Below are 15,741 nucleotides of genomic sequence, written 5' to 3'. Positions count from 1 at the left end.
TGCGGCGACTCAATGCTTGAACAACTCCCCCGGGGTAAACCCGAACATCCCTTTGAACGCGGCAATGAACGCCGACGTTGAATCATACCCACAGGACAACGCGGCGCTGGTGACGCTGTCGCCTTTCTCCAACGACCCCAGGGACGACAACAAGCGCATGCGCTGACGCCAGGCCCGAAAGCTCAGGCCGGTCTCGCGCTGGAACAGACGCATCAGGGTTTTTTCCGACGTACCCAGACGCTCAGACCAGGCTTGCAAAGTGACGTTCTGCTCGGGCTGTTCGATCAATTCGTTGCACAGCGCCAGCAGGCGGGCGTGTCGCGGCAGCGGCAGGGAGAATCCCACCTCCGGCAGCGTCGCCAACTGGTCCAACAGCACCTGCACCAGCCGTTCTTCCGAGGTATCACCCTGGGGGTAATCGGCTGGAAACTGACAGAACACCTTGATCAACTCACGGGCCAATGGCGTGACTTCCAGCACCCGACAGTGCTCGTCGGCCCAGGGGCAGGCGTGGCGATGGACATACAGGCTGCGCATTTCCGCCCGGGTGGAAGTCACCACCTGATGCTCCAGGTCCGCCGGGATCCAGATGCCCCGTTGTGGCGGGGCAAAGAAACTTCCCGCAGCGGTGTGTACGCCAAGAACACCGCTGATGGCGTAGGAAAACTGCACCCAGTCATGACAATGGGCTTGGGTCCAGGAACCGGCGTTCAAGCTTTCGACACGGGCGTAAAGCGGCCTCGGCAATTGCGCCAGGTCGGGAATGCGTCGTTCGAGCTGCTGGTGTCCGTTAGGCGGCATTGATTGGCCTTATGTCGCAAGACGACTGATGAGGACGACGTTAGGCTAAGTCGACTTTTCTTACAACTTGCGGTGCCCTATGCAGATCTTCAGACACCTCAAACGCCTGGTGACCGACTGGTTCCTGTGCGGCATGTTGCTCGCCACGTTGCTGGCGTACTTCTTTCCAACCTTCGGTGCCACGGGCGGCGCCATGCATGCCGAATGGGTAGTCAATATCGGCATCTTCGTAGTGTTCTTCCTGCACGGGGTCAACCTCTCCGGCGAACAGATCCGCCACGGCCTGAAGAACATCCGGCTGCACGTGATGGTGCAGGCGTTCACCTTTGGCGTATTTCCGTTGCTCTGGCTGCTCAGCAACTGGCTATTGGGCAGCCATGTGCCGGCGCTGCTGATGCTGGGGTTCTTCTACCTCTGCGCCCTGCCCTCGACGATTTCTTCCTCGGTGGCCCTGACCGGCAGTGCAAAAGGTAACGTGCCGGCGGCGATTCTCAACGCGAGCCTGTCTAGCGTACTGGGGATTTTCCTGACACCGTTGCTGGTCAGTTTCGTCGTCGGCAGCGGCGCCGGGGGCATCGACCTGGGTTCAACCTTGCTCGACCTGTGCCTGATGTTGTTGCTGCCGCTGGTACTGGGGCAGTTCCTGCGGCGTTGGCTGGCCGGCTTTTTCGGGCGGTACAAACGCTACACCAGCATCATCGACAAGCTGGTGATCCTGCTGCTGGTCTATGCGGCGTTCTGCAATTCGATGGTGTCCGGCATCTGGCGCCAGCAAGGCAACGGCGTGTTGCTCAGCGCAGCGATTGGCAGCGCCGTGCTGCTGGCAATCATCCTGTGGGCGACCACCCGCACCGCCCGCGCCCTGAAATTCAGCAGTGCCGATGAAGTCGCCGCGGTGTTCTGCGCCAGCAAGAAATCCCTCGCCGCCGGAGTGCCGATGGCCGCACTGATTTTCGGCAACCACCCGGGCCTGGGCCTGATTCTGCTGCCGATCATGATCTACCATCCGCTGCAGTTGATCGTCTGCTCGATCCTGGCCGAGCGCTACGCCAGCCAGCACCAGGCACTGGCGTCCCGCCAGGAGGGCGTCCTCGTCAACGCTCGATGATCGCCGTTACGCCCTGGCCGGCGGCGGCACAGATGGAGATCAACCCGCGACCTCGCCCGGCGGCATCCAGCAACTTGGCGAGGTTGGCGACAATGCGCCCGCCCGTGGCGGCAAACGGATGCCCGGCGGCCAGGGAACTGCCCTTCACGTTCAGCCGACTGCGGTCGATGGACCCCAGCGGCGCGTCGAGGCCCAGGCGGCTCTTGCAGTAGTCCGGGTCTTCCCAGGCCTTCAGCGTGCACAACACTTGGGCGGCGAACGCTTCGTGAATCTCGTAGTAATCGAAATCCTGCAAGGTCAGGCCGTTGCGCGCCAGCAATCGCGGCACGGCGTAGACCGGGGCCATCAGCAGCCCTTCGGCGCCATTGACGAAATCCACCGCCGCCGTTTCGCCGTCGCGCAGGTACGCCAGGATCGGCAGTCCTCGGGCCTTGGCCCACTCTTCGCTGCCCAGCAGCACCAACGAGGCGCCATCGGTCAGCGGTGTGGAGTTGCCGGCGGTCATCGTGCCCTTGGCGCTTTTTTCGAAGGCCGGCTTGAGGGAGGCGAGTTTTTCCAAGGTCAGGTCCGGGCGCAGGTTGTTGTCCCGGGTCAGGCCGAGAAACGGTGTCATCAAATCGTTCTGCCAACCTTCGGCGTAGGACGCGGCCATTTTCTGATGGCTTTCCAGGGCCAACTGGTCCTGCGCCTCCCTGGGGATCTGCCAGGTCTGGGCCATCAACTCACAGTGCTCGCCCATGCTCAGGCCGGTGCGCGCTTCGTTGATGCGCGGCAGGTCCGGCATCAGGTGTCGAGGGCGCAATTGCAGGAAGGTCTTGATTTTATCTGCGGTGGTCTTGGCGCGATTGGCTTGCAGGAGGATCTTGCGCAGCCCCTCATTGACGGCGATCGGCGCGTCCGACGTGGTGTCGACGCCGCCGGCAATGCCGCTGTCGATCTGGCCCAGGGCGATCTTGTTGGCTACCAGCAGCACCGTTTCCAGGCCCGTGCCGCAGGCCTGTTGTACGTCGTAGGCCGGCGTGGTGGGCGACAGCCGCGAACCGAGCACACATTCACGGGTCAGGTTCATATCCCGGGAGTGCTTGAGCACCGCACCGGCGGCCACTTCGCCGATGTGCAAGCCATGCAGGTTGTAGCGTTCGATCAACCCCTCGAGGGCGGCCGTCAACATCGCCTGGTTGCTGGCGGTGGCATAGGGCCCGTTGGAACGGGCGAAGGGAATGCGGTTACCACCGATGATCGCGACGCGGCGTAGCTGTGTCATGAAGAACTCCCTGTGTAGGTCTGAATGTGCCCATCACCTTATGAAACTCAACCGATCACCTGTGGGAGCCGAGCTTGCTCGCGATGAACGATGACGCGATCGCCCTGAAGAAACGAGGTGTCTGCATCGCGAGCAAGCTCGCTCCCACAGGGATCCGGAGCTCTGGAAAAAGCGCTCCCGCTCAAGCTTAGGCTTTATCTCGCCGATCGAACGACTGATTGCCAATCATGGTCCACACTTGGAACCTCATCAGCCGGAGTGTGTTCCATGTCTGACCGTTATATCGACTTCGCCAATTCGCCCATCGGCCGGCGTATGGTCGGGTCCCTCGGCTTGCCCTCGCCAGTGCGCCTGGAACGCTGGCAGGCCGGGCGGCTGCGGCCGATCGAAGGCGCACTGCTGCTGGGCGGTGGGCCGTTGACTGAACAGATCGGCATGTTTGCCAAGCGCCTGACCGACAGCATTTTCATCTACGGCGGCGAACCGACCCTGGCCACCGAGTGGATCCCCGGCCACGGCCCGAAAATCAAGGCCGTGGTGTACGACGCCAGCCATCTGGTGCAGGCCGACCAGCTCAAGCAGTTGCGGGAATTTTTCCAGCCGCTGATGAAGAACCTCGACCACGGCGCCCATCTCGTCATCCTGGGTCGCGCCCCGGAAAACCTCGCAGACCCGTTCGCCGCCAGCGCCCAGCGGGCGCTGGAGGGTTTCAGCCGCTCCCTGGCCAAAGAGCTGCGCCACGGCGCAACGCTGCAACTGTTGTACGTCGGCGACGGCGCCGAAGCCCAGTTGGAAGGTGCGCTGCGATTTTTCCTGTCGCCCAAGAGTGCTTTCATTTCCGGGCAGGTCATTCGCCTCAATGCCTGTGACACCCAGGTGCAAGACTGGACCCGACCGCTCACGGGGCTCAAGGCGCTGGTCACTGGTGCGGCCCGCGGGATCGGCGCGTCCATCGCCGAGACCCTGGCCCGCGATGGTGCCGACGTGATCCTGCTGGACGTCCCCCAGGCCAAGACCGACCTCGACGCCCTGGCGGCACGCTTGAGCGGACGCAGCGTCACGCTGGATATCTGCGCCGACGATGCGGCCGCCCAGTTGATCGAGCACCTGCCCGACGGCGTCGACATCGTGGTGCACAACGCCGGCATCACTCGGGACAAGACGCTAGCCAACATGACCCCGGAATTCTGGGACGCCGTGCTGGCCGTCAACCTCAACGCCCCGCAAGTGCTGACCAAGGCGCTGCTCGACAGCGGCACCCTGCGCGACAATGGCCGGGTCGTTCTGCTGGCGTCCATCAGCGGCATTGCCGGCAACCGTGGGCAGACCAACTATGCGGCGAGCAAGGCCGGGCTGATCGGCCTGGCCCAGGCTTGGGCACCGCTCTTGCAAACACGCGGCATCAGCATCAACGCCGTGGCGCCGGGCTTCATTGAAACCCGCATGACCGCCGAAATCCCCTTCGCCTTGCGCGAGGCCGGGCGGCGCATGAGTTCCCTCGGCCAGGGCGGTTTGCCCCAGGACGTCGCCGAAGCCGTGGCCTGGCTCGCACAACCGGGCACCGGCGCCGTGACCGGGCAGGCCTTGCGGGTGTGCGGACAAAGCCTGTTGGGAGCGTGACCATGACGATCCAATGGCATGAAGTCAGCAGCCCGCCATCGATGTCCGGGCTGTATTCAAAAGCGGCGACACGGCGCAAGGTCACCGGAACGACCTTGCCCGAGGCGGGCCTGCGCCAAGTGCTTCAGGTCGACCCGCAACGCCTGGCGGCTTATCGCAAGGTCTGCGGTTTCGCCGATAACGGGCTGCTGCCGCCAACCTATCCCCACGTCCTGGCGTTCGCCCTGCAAATGCAATTGCTCACGGCTCGGGACTTTCCCTTTCCGTTGTTGGGGTTGATCCACCTGAGCAACCGCATTCGTGTATTGCGGCCCATGGGCGGGGTCGGCCAGGTGCGGACCAGCGTCCATGTCGAGAATCTGCAAGCCCACCCCAAGGGCGCGGTGTTCGACCTGGTGACCCGCCTCGATGATCAATTGGGGCCGCTGTGGGAAGCCCGGAGCCAGATGTTGTGCAAGGGTGTCCAGCTTGACGGGACGCTCGTGGAGGACTCGATTCAGGCTAGCCTGCCATTGGTTGAGGTGGCGCGCTGGGCCGCACCGGCTGACATCGGTCGGCAATACGCCAAGGTCTCCGGCGACTACAACCCGATCCACCTGAGCGGTATCAGTGCCCGGCTGTTCGGCTTTCCCACCGCCATCGCCCATGGCCTGTGGAACAAGGCCAGGACCCTGGCGGCGCTGGATGACCACCTGCCCGAGGCCAACATCGAGATCGATGTCACCTTCAAGAAGCCGGTGCGCCTGCCCAGCGAGGTGACGCTGCTGGCCAGCGCGGCGGGCTCCAGCGGGCAACTGCAACTGGTGGGGGCTGGAGGTTTGGAGCATATGGTAGGAGAGTGGCGGCCGGTGGCCTGAGCACCATGAGGGTCTCCATACCCTTCCCCCTGTGGGAGCGAGCCTGCTCGCGATAGCGGTGGGTCAGCTTGCATCCATCTTGAATGCGCCGTGGTCAGCGCGGCGGGTAGTTGGACAGGATCCGCCCCACCGTCTCGCGCACGGCCGTGTTGCGGTCGGTCGGATTGGGGGAGTTGCTGAGCAGTTGTTCATCACTGCCACGCCACACCAGCTTGCCGTCCTTGCCATCGAGCAGGTCGATCTGCACGGTCGCGACTTTGTAGCTGATGTTGCGGGTTTCGTTGTACATCGGCCCGCCCCAATAGCCATTCCAAGGGCCGCCCCAACCGCCGCCGTAGTTGGTGGTGACCTGTTGCTGGCGGTCCTCGACAATCAAGTAGGCCTGGACCTGCACATCGCCACGCCCACCCACCGCAGCCGGGCGCAGGCCACGCTGGTCGAGTTGATCGGCCACCGCCTGGCGGATCCGCTGTTCGGTCAGGTCGCTCTTGATGCGCGGGTCATCGGGGCGATATTGCAGCGCCGGGTCTTTCCAGCTCCAACTGCGATACGCCGCGAAATCACGGCTCGTGTCGAAGTCATGATTGACTTGGTTTGCGGCACAGGCCCCCAGCAACAGGGTGAAGGCCAGTAGAGCAAGACGGCGAAACATGGTTTTTCTCCGTTGCGTAATCAACTTGGGGGATACGCCGACATGGCTTTTTCCACCGCTTCGCGAATGGCATCGGTGCGCTCGGTCTGGCTGCCCCGCTGGCCGGTCTCGGCGCTGGCGCTCCACACCGGCTGACCGGTGCGGGCATCGAACAGGTCCACCCGAACCACCACGACTTGTTCCTGATACGTGCGCACCATCGGCACCGGATGGTACATGCCATAACCCGGACCGTAGCGGTCATAACGGTTATAGCCGCCGTAGTAACCGGCATCATAATCGTCCCGAACCTGACGCACGCGGGTCTCCAGGCGCAGGTCGGCGCTGACGAACAGGTCGGCGGGCCGGTTGTCATGCAGCGGCCGCAGGCCACGTTGGTCAAGGGCATTGCTCACCGCTTCGGCCACCTGGGCCGAGTCCGCCCAGGCAGTACCCGATGGCAGGCGTCCGTCGCGCCAGGCCCAACTGCGATAGCGTCCGTAGTCACGGGGCGGCGCAGGGTAGGCGCTACGGTCGAATACCGAGGCGGCCTCGGGCGGCGCCGGCGGCAGCGGATTGGAGGTGGCGACATAGGGGTTGCTGCCCTGGCAGGCCACCAGTCCCAGGCACAGCACCAACAACCCTGAACGAACTTTCATTTCGCGCTCCGCTTACACCGGACGGCAGATCCAGTGCAGATAACGTCCCAGCCCGGCAAACGCCGGATGGCGACGGTGGGCCAGTTCCATTTCCAGCAACTGCGCAAGCTCCACTCGGCCCTGGAACTCCACCGGCATGTAGTCATGGAAAACCCGCACGCCACTCTGGCTTTCGACCTGCCACAGGCCTTCAAGTTGCGCCGCCAATTCGCGCGGATCAAGGGGTTGTTGCGGCGTCAGGCTCTGTTTTTCACCGGCCATGTCGTTTTTGCGCAACTTGCGGAAATGCCCCTTGAGCAGATTGCGATAGACCAATGCGTCGCGGTTGTAGAACGCCAGGGACAGCCAACCGCCAGGCGCCGTCAGTTGATGCAGCACCGGCAGGATCGCGTGGGGCTCGGCCAGCCACTCCAGCACCGCGTGACACAATACCAAGTCGTAAGGCTCGGTCAGTTGGCCGAGCAGGTCCTGCCACGGCGCCTGGATGAACGTGGCCGGCTGGCCGGCCTCGGCAAAACGCTGGCGGGCACCGTCAAGCATGGGCTCGGCCGGCTCGGCCAGGGTCACTTGGTGGCCGTGCTCGGCCAGCCACAACGACATGTGGCCCAGGCCAGCGCCGATGTCCAGCACACGCAACGGGCGTTGCGGCAAGCTTTCCAGCAAATCGGCCTGAAGCACTGCCAGGCGGATCGCGCCCTTGGCCCCGCCGTAGATTTTCTCCGCGAAACGCGTGGCGAGCTGATCGAAATGACGGTCGCTCATTGGCCGAACCGCCGTTCGCTGTCGGCCAGCTTGCTGCGCACCACCGCGTCCATGTCCAGGCCCAACTCGCTGCACAGCAGCAACAGGTACAACACGATGTCACCGACTTCCTGCCCGGCGTGGGCCAATTTCTCCGCCGGCAACTGGCGGGACTGGTCCTCGGTCAGCCATTGAAAAATCTCTACCAGCTCGGCCATTTCCACACTGGCGGCCATGGCGAGGTTTTTCGGGCTGTGGAATTGCCGCCAATCGTTACGATCACGAATGGCATGCAGGCGTTCGGTCAGTTCAACAAGGTTCATCGGGTTCTCCTGAATGCGCATAGCTTCAGGGGGATGACCGGGGAAGGCAAGAGCCTCGATACGAAGCGGCGGTTTGCCCCATAATCGAACCAACTCGGCCGCCACAGCTCCTACAATCAGGAGCCAACGGCTCAACGCAGATTCCCTCCCATCAGGATGCACATATGCAGGCAGAAAGCTTTTTCGAATGGCTCGGCCAGGCGCTCGGTTCGGTGATCCGGTTCATCGTCGACCTGCTCAGCGGCCTCTTCAACACCCTGGCCAACGCCGGCGGCAACTTCGTCGATGGGCTGTCACGCACCCTGGGCATGGACACGTCGATCATCAGCATCATCGCGCTGATCCTCGGGCTGATGCTGCTGTACTCGGCCATCCGCGCCTTCATGCGGGCCTCGATTGTCATGGGCATCATCTGGCTGGTGCTGGGGTTGTGGTTGTTGAGCTGGATCATTCACTAAAGCCCTCACCGATCCCAAGCAGAACACCACCTTGTGGCGAGGGAGCTTGCTCCCGCTGGACTGCGCAGCAGGCCTCCCAAAAAACAGGGCCGCTACGCGACCCAGCGGGAGCAAGCTCCCTCGCCACAATGGCTCCGACTTACGCACAGAACGACCAGGCGAGAACCCGCTACAATCGCGCTCCATCAAGGAGCCCGCATGTCCAACCTGATCACCGACTGGCGCGACCGCCTGACTCATCGCCGGGTCTGGGCGCTGGCTGCGCCGATGATTCTCTCGAACATTTCCGTGCCGCTGGTGGCGCTGGTGGACAGCACGGTCATCGGCCATCTGCCCCATGCCCATCAGTTGGGCGCGGTGGCGGTCGGGGCGAGTTTGTATACGGTGCTGGCCTGGGCCATGGGTTTCCTGCGCATGGGCACCACCGGGTTCGCCGCCCAGGCCGCCGGGCGTGGCGACGGCGCGGCGTTGCGGCAAGTGTTGCTGCAAGGCCTGCTGTTGGCGATGGGGCTGGCGGTGCTGCTCGGTGCCGTCGGCGTGCCGTTGAGCGACGTGGCGTTGCACTTCATGCAGCCGTCCGCCGAGCTCAACCAGTTGACCCGCGACTTCTTCCACACCCGACTCTTCGGCTTGCCGGCGGCGCTGGCCAGCTATGCGCTGGTGGGCTGGTTCCTCGGCGCCCAGAATGCCCGGGCGCCGTTGGCGATCCTGCTGGTGACCAACCTGGTCAACATCGCCCTGAACCTGTGGTTCGTGATCGGCCTGGACTGGGGCGTGACCGGTTCGGCCCGAGCGTCGGTGATTGCCGAGTGGACCGGTGCGCTGGTCGGCCTGGCACTGGCTCACAAGACACTGCGGGCCTGGCCCGGACAAATTGCCTGGACGGCCCTGGGCGTGTGGCGGAACTGGCGTCCGCTGCTGGCGGTGAACCGGGACATTTTCATTCGCAGCCTGGCACTGCAAGCGGTGTTCTTCCTGATCACAGTGCAAGGCGCACGCCTGGGAGACGCGACCGTGGCGGCCAATGCCTTGCTGCTCAACGGCCTGCTGTTGACCGCCCATGCCCTGGACGGCCTGGCCCACGCCGTGGAAGCGCTGTGTGGCCATGCCATCGGCGCTCGCGACCGCCTGGCCCTGCGCCGCTCACTGGTGGTGGCCGGCGGTTGGTCGCTGATCGCCAGCCTCGGTTTTGCCCTGCTGTTCCTGCTCGCCGGCCACTTGTTCATCGACATGCAAACCGACATCCCTGACGTGCGCGCCACCGCCTACGGCTACCTGCCTTATCTCGCGACGTTGCCGCTGATCGCGGTCTGGAGCTACTTGCTCGACGGCCTGTTCATCGGCGCCACCCGCGCCCGGGAAATGCGCAACGGCATGGTCTTGACCCTGCTGCTGGTGGCGCCAATCGCCTGGATGCTTCTGGGTTTGGGCAACCATGGACTGTGGATCAGCTTCCTGCTGTTCATGGCCCTGCGCAGCCTGACCCTCGGTGCGTTTGCCTGGCGCTTGCAGCGGCACGACCGTTGGCTCGGCGCGCCGACGCAATAACCTTCACCCTTGACGGCCCTGCCAGCGCCGCCGCAGGCGATCGAGTCGCTCGCGCTGCGAACCACCACCCTCCGGCCCTGGCATGGGCCGGGCATCGGGGTATTGCAGGCGCAGCCACAGCCAGTCATCGAGCACCGTCCGCTCGGTAAACCCCAGCGCCAGCCCCTGCTGCAAATCTTCCCAGAGCCGACGGTAATCGCGCCCGGTGGAAAGGGACCATTGCCACGCGTGACGTTCCAGCAGGCATCGCTGCAACTGGCCCTGCTGTCGGTCGCTGAGGCCGTGCTCCTTTTCCAGCGCCGCCACCGACAATCCGGGGTTGGACAGTTGTTGCCAGCCTTGGCTGCCGATCGCCCGGTCGGCCCATGTGCCACCAAACCAGCGCAACAGGCTGATCGGCCCCAGCCAGCAACTGAGCTCATGGGAATCGCAACCGTCGAAGAAGTAGCTGGCGGTGTGCGGGTTGTAGTAGTTCAACAAGGCTTTGTGGTGCAGGCCCAGCGTCACCGTCAGCATGCGCCGCAGATGCGCCAGCAGTTGCACGGCAGGCTTTGGACTGACCAACAACAGCCCCGGCCAGGCGCGCGGGTCCAGGTGACAAAGGCTGGCCAACGCAGGCGATTGGCGCAGATCCACCAACAGCGGACCGTGCTCGCGAAGCCCATGCAACTCGGTGCCTTCGAACAGGGCAAAGCACTGGGCGTCGGCGAACTGCGCGTGCACCCGCTGCGCCGCCTCAGGCGCACTCGGTCCGTCGAGCAGCAACCACTGTGGCGTCGATCCAGGCACGACCACGGCGCTCATCGAGCAACGCCCGCGCCGCGCCCCATGAGCATGCGGCAGGTGCACAGGGGTTGGGCGCAGGGGCTGAAAGACCCGCCCTCGGGCAACAAGCACAACAACACCAGTGGCTCGGCCTCCCGTATCGCCGACAACAGCACCGGATCGACCACCGACGACTCGCGTGTTTCGCCTGGGGATGACTCATCGGCGATCTCGGCCGAGGCTGGCTCGCTGAGAAATGCACTGATCAACGGCCGATCCGGATCGCCTTCGATAAAGCTCACCAGCACCTCGGTCCCGTCACCCAGCGCGCCCGCTCCGCCAGCCGCCAGCTCAGGCGCCAAAGGCAACCAGCAATGACTGGGGCTGGAACCTTCGCCCTGATAGACCCAGTCAAACTCCACCGCCACGCGCCCCGCCCCCAGTTCCGGCGGCTCATCCACGGCCACGACCCAGCCGCGTTGCCGGCTCACCATGCGTGGCTTGGCCGGGATGTTGTCCGGCACGAACAGCACGCCCCGAGGAATGGCCTTGAAATGATTGCCATACACACCCGCCTGGGCGCGATGCTCGACCTTCGTCAACAGCCAGCGCCGGTTCCAGCCGGCAAACGGATGGGCCGTCAACGTCAACACCTGGCCCCCCTGCAGGTTCGTCAGATCGCTGCGCCCCTGGGCGACCTGCTGCCCCGACACATCGGTTTGCACGCTGAAGGTCCGCACCGCGGCAGTCGGCCCGTCGTCCTCATAGACCGCCTTACCGGCGGGGGGAAAGCTGTGCGGGTTGTCAGCGAACACCAGGCAATGCCCATCCCGGGCGTGTTCGAAATGAAAGTGGATGCCCGCCTGGGCGCACACGCGCTGGAGAAACCGCAGGTCCGATTCCCGATACTGGGTGCAGAAATCCTGCGGTGGATAATCGCCACTCAGGTCCAGGCACAAGCTGCGACCGCTGATGCCATGGGCCTTGAGTACCTGGCGAATGATCTGCGGCACCGAGCGGGCGCTGAACACCCGCTGGCTGAAGCGCTGCGCCAGACAGGCCAGCCTGGGCCCGATGCGCACCCGGCAACCGGCGCCATGCCGGTGCTGGACCAGCTCATGGAGCTGCCCATGGATGCCCCGTCCCGGGGCTCCGAAACTCAACCAGACGCTGCGGTACAGCAAGCCCGCCAGGTCGAGGCTTGCATCGTGCAACCGGAGTTCAACTTCATAGACAAAGGGTTCGCTAATGGCTTCGCTACCCGTGAAGGCCACGACGTCAACGGGCTCGGGCAGACCGGCTATCTCCAGACGAAATGCTGGTTCGCGGGCTGGATCGGACATCGGCGTTTCTCTACAGGAGGGGCGGCCGGGGATTCTCGCCGACCGTCATGGCCGCGTAGAGGGGCGAAGTACAGGTTAGGAAAGGGACTACACGAAATAAGGACATCACCGATTAAATACACCGGTGTGAAGAAATAGCCGTGGCATAAACAAAAATGCCCTCCGAGACTCTCCGAAAAAACCCGCAATGTGCGGTGTATTTTCTGACAGCCCCGGCGGGCATTGTTAATCAGCCAAGAGGTGGAGCTGATGCCATCCTGTGGCGAGGGAGCTTGCTCCCGCTTGGGGGCGAAGCAGCCACAAAAATGGGTCCGCTGCGCAGCCCAGCGGGAGCAAGCTCCCTCGCCACAGTGAATCGCGCCAACCTTGAGGGAACGGCTGTTGGCGCTTTCTCTATCAGGAAGACAGATAAGACGAACGCGTCAGCCCCAAGCGCAAGGCATCGAGGAACTGAGTGCGTTCGGCGGCGCTGATGCGGGCGCTGGCGCACTTGTCGCGGTAGTGCGTCATCAACTCTTCCGGCGACAAGTGCACGTAGCGCAGCATGTCTTCGATGGTGTCGTGGGTCTCGATACCGGCGTGGTACACGCTGCCGTCGGCGTTCTGGTAGATGTTCACCGAGTCGGTGTCACCGAACAGGTTGTGCATGTCACCGAGGATTTCCTGGTAGGCGCCCACCAGGAAGATGCCCAGCAGGTAGTCTTCCCCCGGATTGAGCGCGTGAACCGGCAGGCTGGTCTCGATGCTCTGCTCGTCGACGTATTGCTTGATCTTGCCGTCGGAGTCGCAGGTCAGGTCTTGCAGCACGGCGCGGCGCAGCGGCTCTTCGTCCAGGCGATGCAGCGGCAGGATCGGCAGCACCTGGCCGATGGCCCAGGTGTCCGGCAGGCTCTGGAACACCGAGAAGTTGCAGATGTACTTGTCGGCCAGCTTGTCGTTGAGCTCATCCAGCACCTGGCGGTGCGAACGCTGGCGGGCCTTCAACGAGTTGTGCAGGCGACGGCACACGGCAAAGTAGCACTGCTCGGCCAAGGCTTTTTCCGCCAGGGTCAGCTTGCCGTCGGCATATTGGGCCGCCACATCGCTCATGTAGTGCGTGGCGCGCCAGTAGGTCTCGGTGACCATCTCGATGTCGGTTGGGCCCAATAGATCAACCAGCCATTGCACGGTTTCCGGCAGTTCCTGCTTGTTGTCGATCGCCGGCACGTCGTCGTTGTGTTTCTCGACGTCGGTCACCTGCACCACCAGCATCGCGTGGTGAGCAGTCAGCGAGCGGCCGCTTTCCGAGAAGATGTGCGGGTGCGGCAGGCCCTGGGCATCGCAGAATTCCTTGAGCATGCCCACCACGACACCGGCGTAATCGTCCATGTCGTAGTTGATCGAACTGGCATTGCGCGAGTGCGTGCCGTCGTAGTCCACCCCGAGGCCACCGCCGACGTCGATGTGATCCACCGGCAGGCCGAGGTTGCGCAGCTCGCCGTAGTAACGGATCGCTTCCTTGAATCCGTGCTGGTAGTCCGCCAGGTTGGCGATCTGCGAGCCCATGTGGAAGTGCAGCAGGCGGATGCCCTGGTCCAGGCCGGCGGCGCGGAAGCGCTCGACCACCGACAGCAATTGTGCGGCCGACAAGCCGAACTTGGACTTCTCGCCACCGGTATCGGCCCACTTGCTCGACGCCAGGGACGACAGGCGCACGCGCAGGCCGACCTGCGGCTTGACCTTGAGCACCGCGGCTTCTTCGATCACCAGGCCGACTTCGGACTCTTTCTCGATGACGATGAAGACGTTGTGACCGAGCTTCTGGCCCATCAGCGCCAGGCGAATGAATTCACGGTCCTTGTAGCCGTTGCAGACGATGGTCCCGCCTTTCGGCGCCAGGGCCAGCACCGCCAGCAGCTCCGGCTTGGAACCGGCTTCCAGGCCGATGGAGACGTTCTGGGTGGCGATGATGTTCTCGATCACCGCTTCCTGCTGGTTGACCTTGATCGGGTAGAGCGCGGTGTACTTGCTCTGATATTCCAGGCGCGCGATGTTGCTGTCGAACGCGCCGGTGAGCTGGCGCACACGGTCTTGCAGGATGTCGGGGAAGCGCACCAGCAAGGGCAGCGAGAGGCCGCTCTGGCGCAACTGGTCGACTTGCTCGTACAGGTCGATGGGCGAGCTGCCGGGACCGTTCGGACGGACTTCGACGCGACCGGCTTCATTGATCGCGAAATACCCGGCCCCCCAATGGCGAATCCCGTAAACGCTGCGGCTGTCCGCAACTGTCCATTGGCTGCCATCGTCTTTGCGTGTGCGTCGTACGGACATCGAAGTCCCCTATAAAGAAGTCAAAATGCACCATCCGGTCGGAGGCTGGGGCAGTCTAGAGAGTGAAAATGACGAATTGCCTGTTAGCAAGGTAGACCCTGCTCCCAGCGATGAGTTTAGAAACCCGTTCAGAACAGACTCTGTGAAAACCATGCGGGCGACCTCGAACATCGGGTTCGGGTCCAGCCGAGGGTGGTTTTCACAGAAGCTGCTAGCCGCCGGATTTCTTCGCCTTGAAACCGTGCTTGAGCAGTTCCGCCAGCAGCAGCTCGACGTGGTCGCCCTGGATCTCGATGATGCCGTCTTTCAACGCACCACCGGTGCCGCAGCGTTTCTTCAACGTGGTGGCCAATTCCTTGAGCGCGTCTTCGGCCAACGGCACGCCGGTGATCGTGGTCACCGTCTTGCCGCCGCGACCTTTGCTTTCACGGCGCACACGGGCAATGCCGTCACCGGCAGGGATGGCGGTCTGTTTGCAGATGCAGGCATCCACCGGTTGACGGCAATCAGGGCAATGACGACCGGCGTCGGTAGAAAATACCAGGCCGCCCAGGGCGGCGAAGGATGCGGCTTTTTTGGCCACCGGCAATCCTCTTGGGAGGACAAAGACTGGTCGAGGGGTGAACGTGCCTCGACCGCGAAACCCCACTCAGGCAGGGGCAGCGCTACTGGACCGCAGAGACGGCTCAGCTTGAAAAGTCGCGCAGTGTAACGGCAAAAAGCCGACTTGCTAAGGGCCAATCAGCGCCAATTTATAGCTTCTTTGCGACGCCGCCGCCATGAACGCGCAAATAGCGTTCGAGCGCCGCCAGGGAGTCCGGGCAGTAAGGCATGCGCTGGATTTCATCGAGCACCTGTTCGAGGGGCAGGAAGCGCGCTTCGAGGACTTCTTCGGGTTGCAGGACCAACGGGCCGTCCCACACCGCCGAGAACGCCGAACACCACAGGCGACTGCCCGGGTCTTCGAAATAAAAATGGTCGTGGGCGGTCAGCTCCACGCCGCTCACGCCCAGTTCTTCCGCCAGCTCACGGGCGGCCGACTCGGCGTAGGTCTCGTCGGCCTGGACCATGCCGCCCGCCGCCACATCCCAGAAACCCGGGTAGATGGCCTTGCTCAGGGTGCGCCGGTGAACGCACAGTTCACCGGCCGAGTTGAACAGCATGATGTAGGTGCCGCGCCCGATCAGGCCGCGCTCGCGCAACTCCGAACGCACCAGGCTGCCGAGCAGATTGTCGTGCTCGTCGACCCATGCGATCAGCTCGGCATCCGAGGCCACTCGGTGAGCGACCTCCCGGGGGCTTTCGCTCATGGA

Annotated in this window: 16 protein-coding genes; 5 read left to right on the top strand and 11 right to left on the bottom strand. The window is 63.6% G+C overall.

Annotated elements, in window-relative coordinates; genetic code table 11:
* Positions 1–9: 9 nt before the first annotated feature.
* Entirely contained in the window at positions 10–801 is a 792-nt protein-coding gene (locus tag AD659_RS02660) for an AraC family transcriptional regulator (RefSeq protein ID WP_053118109.1), read from the bottom strand.
* A gap of 79 nt (positions 802–880) precedes the next feature.
* Between AD659_RS02660 and AD659_RS02655 the strand changes: the two genes are divergently transcribed.
* Positions 881–1,909, top strand: a complete 1,029-nt coding sequence (locus tag AD659_RS02655; protein ID WP_053118107.1) for a bile acid:sodium symporter family protein — start codon at positions 881–883, stop codon at positions 1,907–1,909.
* Here the strand turns inward: AD659_RS02655 and AD659_RS02650 are convergent.
* Entirely contained in the window at positions 1,896–3,173 is a 1,278-nt protein-coding gene (locus tag AD659_RS02650; RefSeq protein ID WP_053118105.1) for an acetyl-CoA C-acetyltransferase, read from the bottom strand. The genes AD659_RS02655 and AD659_RS02650 overlap by 14 nt on opposite strands.
* A 267-nt stretch (positions 3,174–3,440) precedes the next feature.
* Here AD659_RS02650 and AD659_RS02645 point away from each other — a divergent pair, with 267 nt between their 5' ends.
* Together AD659_RS02645 and AD659_RS02640 are read left to right on the top strand one after the other, a co-directional pair.
* Complete coding sequence (locus AD659_RS02645) at positions 3,441–4,793, top strand: 3-oxoacyl-ACP reductase (RefSeq protein WP_053118103.1); 1,353 nt, start codon at positions 3,441–3,443, stop codon at positions 4,791–4,793.
* Positions 4,794–4,795: 2 nt separating this feature from the next.
* Entirely contained in the window at positions 4,796–5,650 is an 855-nt protein-coding gene (locus AD659_RS02640; protein WP_053118101.1) for a MaoC family dehydratase, read from the top strand.
* A gap of 94 nt (positions 5,651–5,744) precedes the next feature.
* On the opposite strand, the gene AD659_RS02635 is transcribed toward AD659_RS02640, so the two are convergent.
* Genes AD659_RS02635 through AD659_RS02620 form a run of 4 tightly spaced genes read right to left on the bottom strand, consistent with a single transcriptional unit; the run spans position 5,745 to position 8,004 of the window.
* Complete coding sequence (locus AD659_RS02635; protein ID WP_053118099.1) at positions 5,745–6,302, bottom strand: DUF4136 domain-containing protein; 558 nt, start codon at positions 6,300–6,302, stop codon at positions 5,745–5,747.
* A 20-nt stretch (positions 6,303–6,322) separates the two neighbouring features.
* Positions 6,323–6,940, bottom strand: coding sequence for a DUF4136 domain-containing protein (locus AD659_RS02630; protein WP_053118097.1), 618 nt, complete (start codon positions 6,938–6,940; stop codon positions 6,323–6,325).
* 12 nt (positions 6,941–6,952) lie between these two features.
* Positions 6,953–7,702 (bottom strand): methyltransferase, encoded by a 750-nt coding sequence (locus tag AD659_RS02625; RefSeq protein WP_053118095.1) that lies wholly within the window; start codon positions 7,700–7,702, stop codon positions 6,953–6,955.
* On the bottom strand, positions 7,699–8,004 hold the full coding sequence (locus AD659_RS02620) for a MazG-like family protein (RefSeq protein ID WP_053118093.1): 306 nt from the start codon (positions 8,002–8,004) through the stop codon (positions 7,699–7,701). Before AD659_RS02620 ends, AD659_RS02625 begins: the two co-directional genes overlap by 4 nt.
* Before the next feature lie 164 nt (positions 8,005–8,168).
* On the opposite strand from AD659_RS02620, the gene AD659_RS02615 reads away from it, so the two are divergent.
* Positions 8,169–8,462, top strand: a complete 294-nt coding sequence (locus tag AD659_RS02615) for a hypothetical protein (protein ID WP_018607618.1) — start codon at positions 8,169–8,171, stop codon at positions 8,460–8,462.
* 198 nt (positions 8,463–8,660) lie between these two features.
* Positions 8,661–10,010, top strand: a complete 1,350-nt coding sequence (locus AD659_RS02610; protein ID WP_053118091.1) for an MATE family efflux transporter — start codon at positions 8,661–8,663, stop codon at positions 10,008–10,010.
* 3 nt (positions 10,011–10,013) lie between these two features.
* On the opposite strand, the gene AD659_RS02605 is transcribed toward AD659_RS02610, so the two are convergent.
* From AD659_RS02605 to AD659_RS02585, 5 genes are all read right to left on the bottom strand, one after another.
* Positions 10,014–10,814: a DUF4123 domain-containing protein gene (locus AD659_RS02605; protein WP_053118088.1), complete on the bottom strand. Its 801-nt coding sequence runs from the start codon at positions 10,812–10,814 to the stop codon at positions 10,014–10,016.
* Positions 10,811–12,118 (bottom strand): type VI secretion system Vgr family protein, encoded by a 1,308-nt coding sequence (locus tag AD659_RS02600; RefSeq protein WP_053118086.1) that lies wholly within the window; start codon positions 12,116–12,118, stop codon positions 10,811–10,813. Before AD659_RS02600 ends, AD659_RS02605 begins: the two co-directional genes overlap by 4 nt.
* A gap of 396 nt (positions 12,119–12,514) precedes the next feature.
* Positions 12,515–14,428, bottom strand: a complete 1,914-nt coding sequence (gene speA, locus AD659_RS02595) for an arginine decarboxylase (protein WP_053118084.1) — start codon at positions 14,426–14,428, stop codon at positions 12,515–12,517.
* A gap of 211 nt (positions 14,429–14,639) precedes the next feature.
* Positions 14,640–15,011, bottom strand: a complete 372-nt coding sequence (locus tag AD659_RS02590) for a translation initiation factor Sui1 (RefSeq protein WP_053118082.1) — start codon at positions 15,009–15,011, stop codon at positions 14,640–14,642.
* A gap of 169 nt (positions 15,012–15,180) precedes the next feature.
* The gene (locus AD659_RS02585) at positions 15,181–15,738 is read right to left on the bottom strand and encodes an NUDIX hydrolase (RefSeq protein WP_053118081.1); all 558 of its coding nucleotides are present in this window, start codon (positions 15,736–15,738) and stop codon (positions 15,181–15,183) included.
* Positions 15,739–15,741 lie beyond the last annotated feature (3 nt).

The sequence above is a fragment of the Pseudomonas thivervalensis genome, assembly GCF_001269655.1.
GTDB classification, from domain to species: Bacteria; Pseudomonadota; Gammaproteobacteria; order Pseudomonadales; family Pseudomonadaceae; genus Aquipseudomonas; species Aquipseudomonas thivervalensis.
Note: the sequence above shows the minus strand (reverse complement) of the source record. Positions and strands in the feature narration are given on the sequence as shown.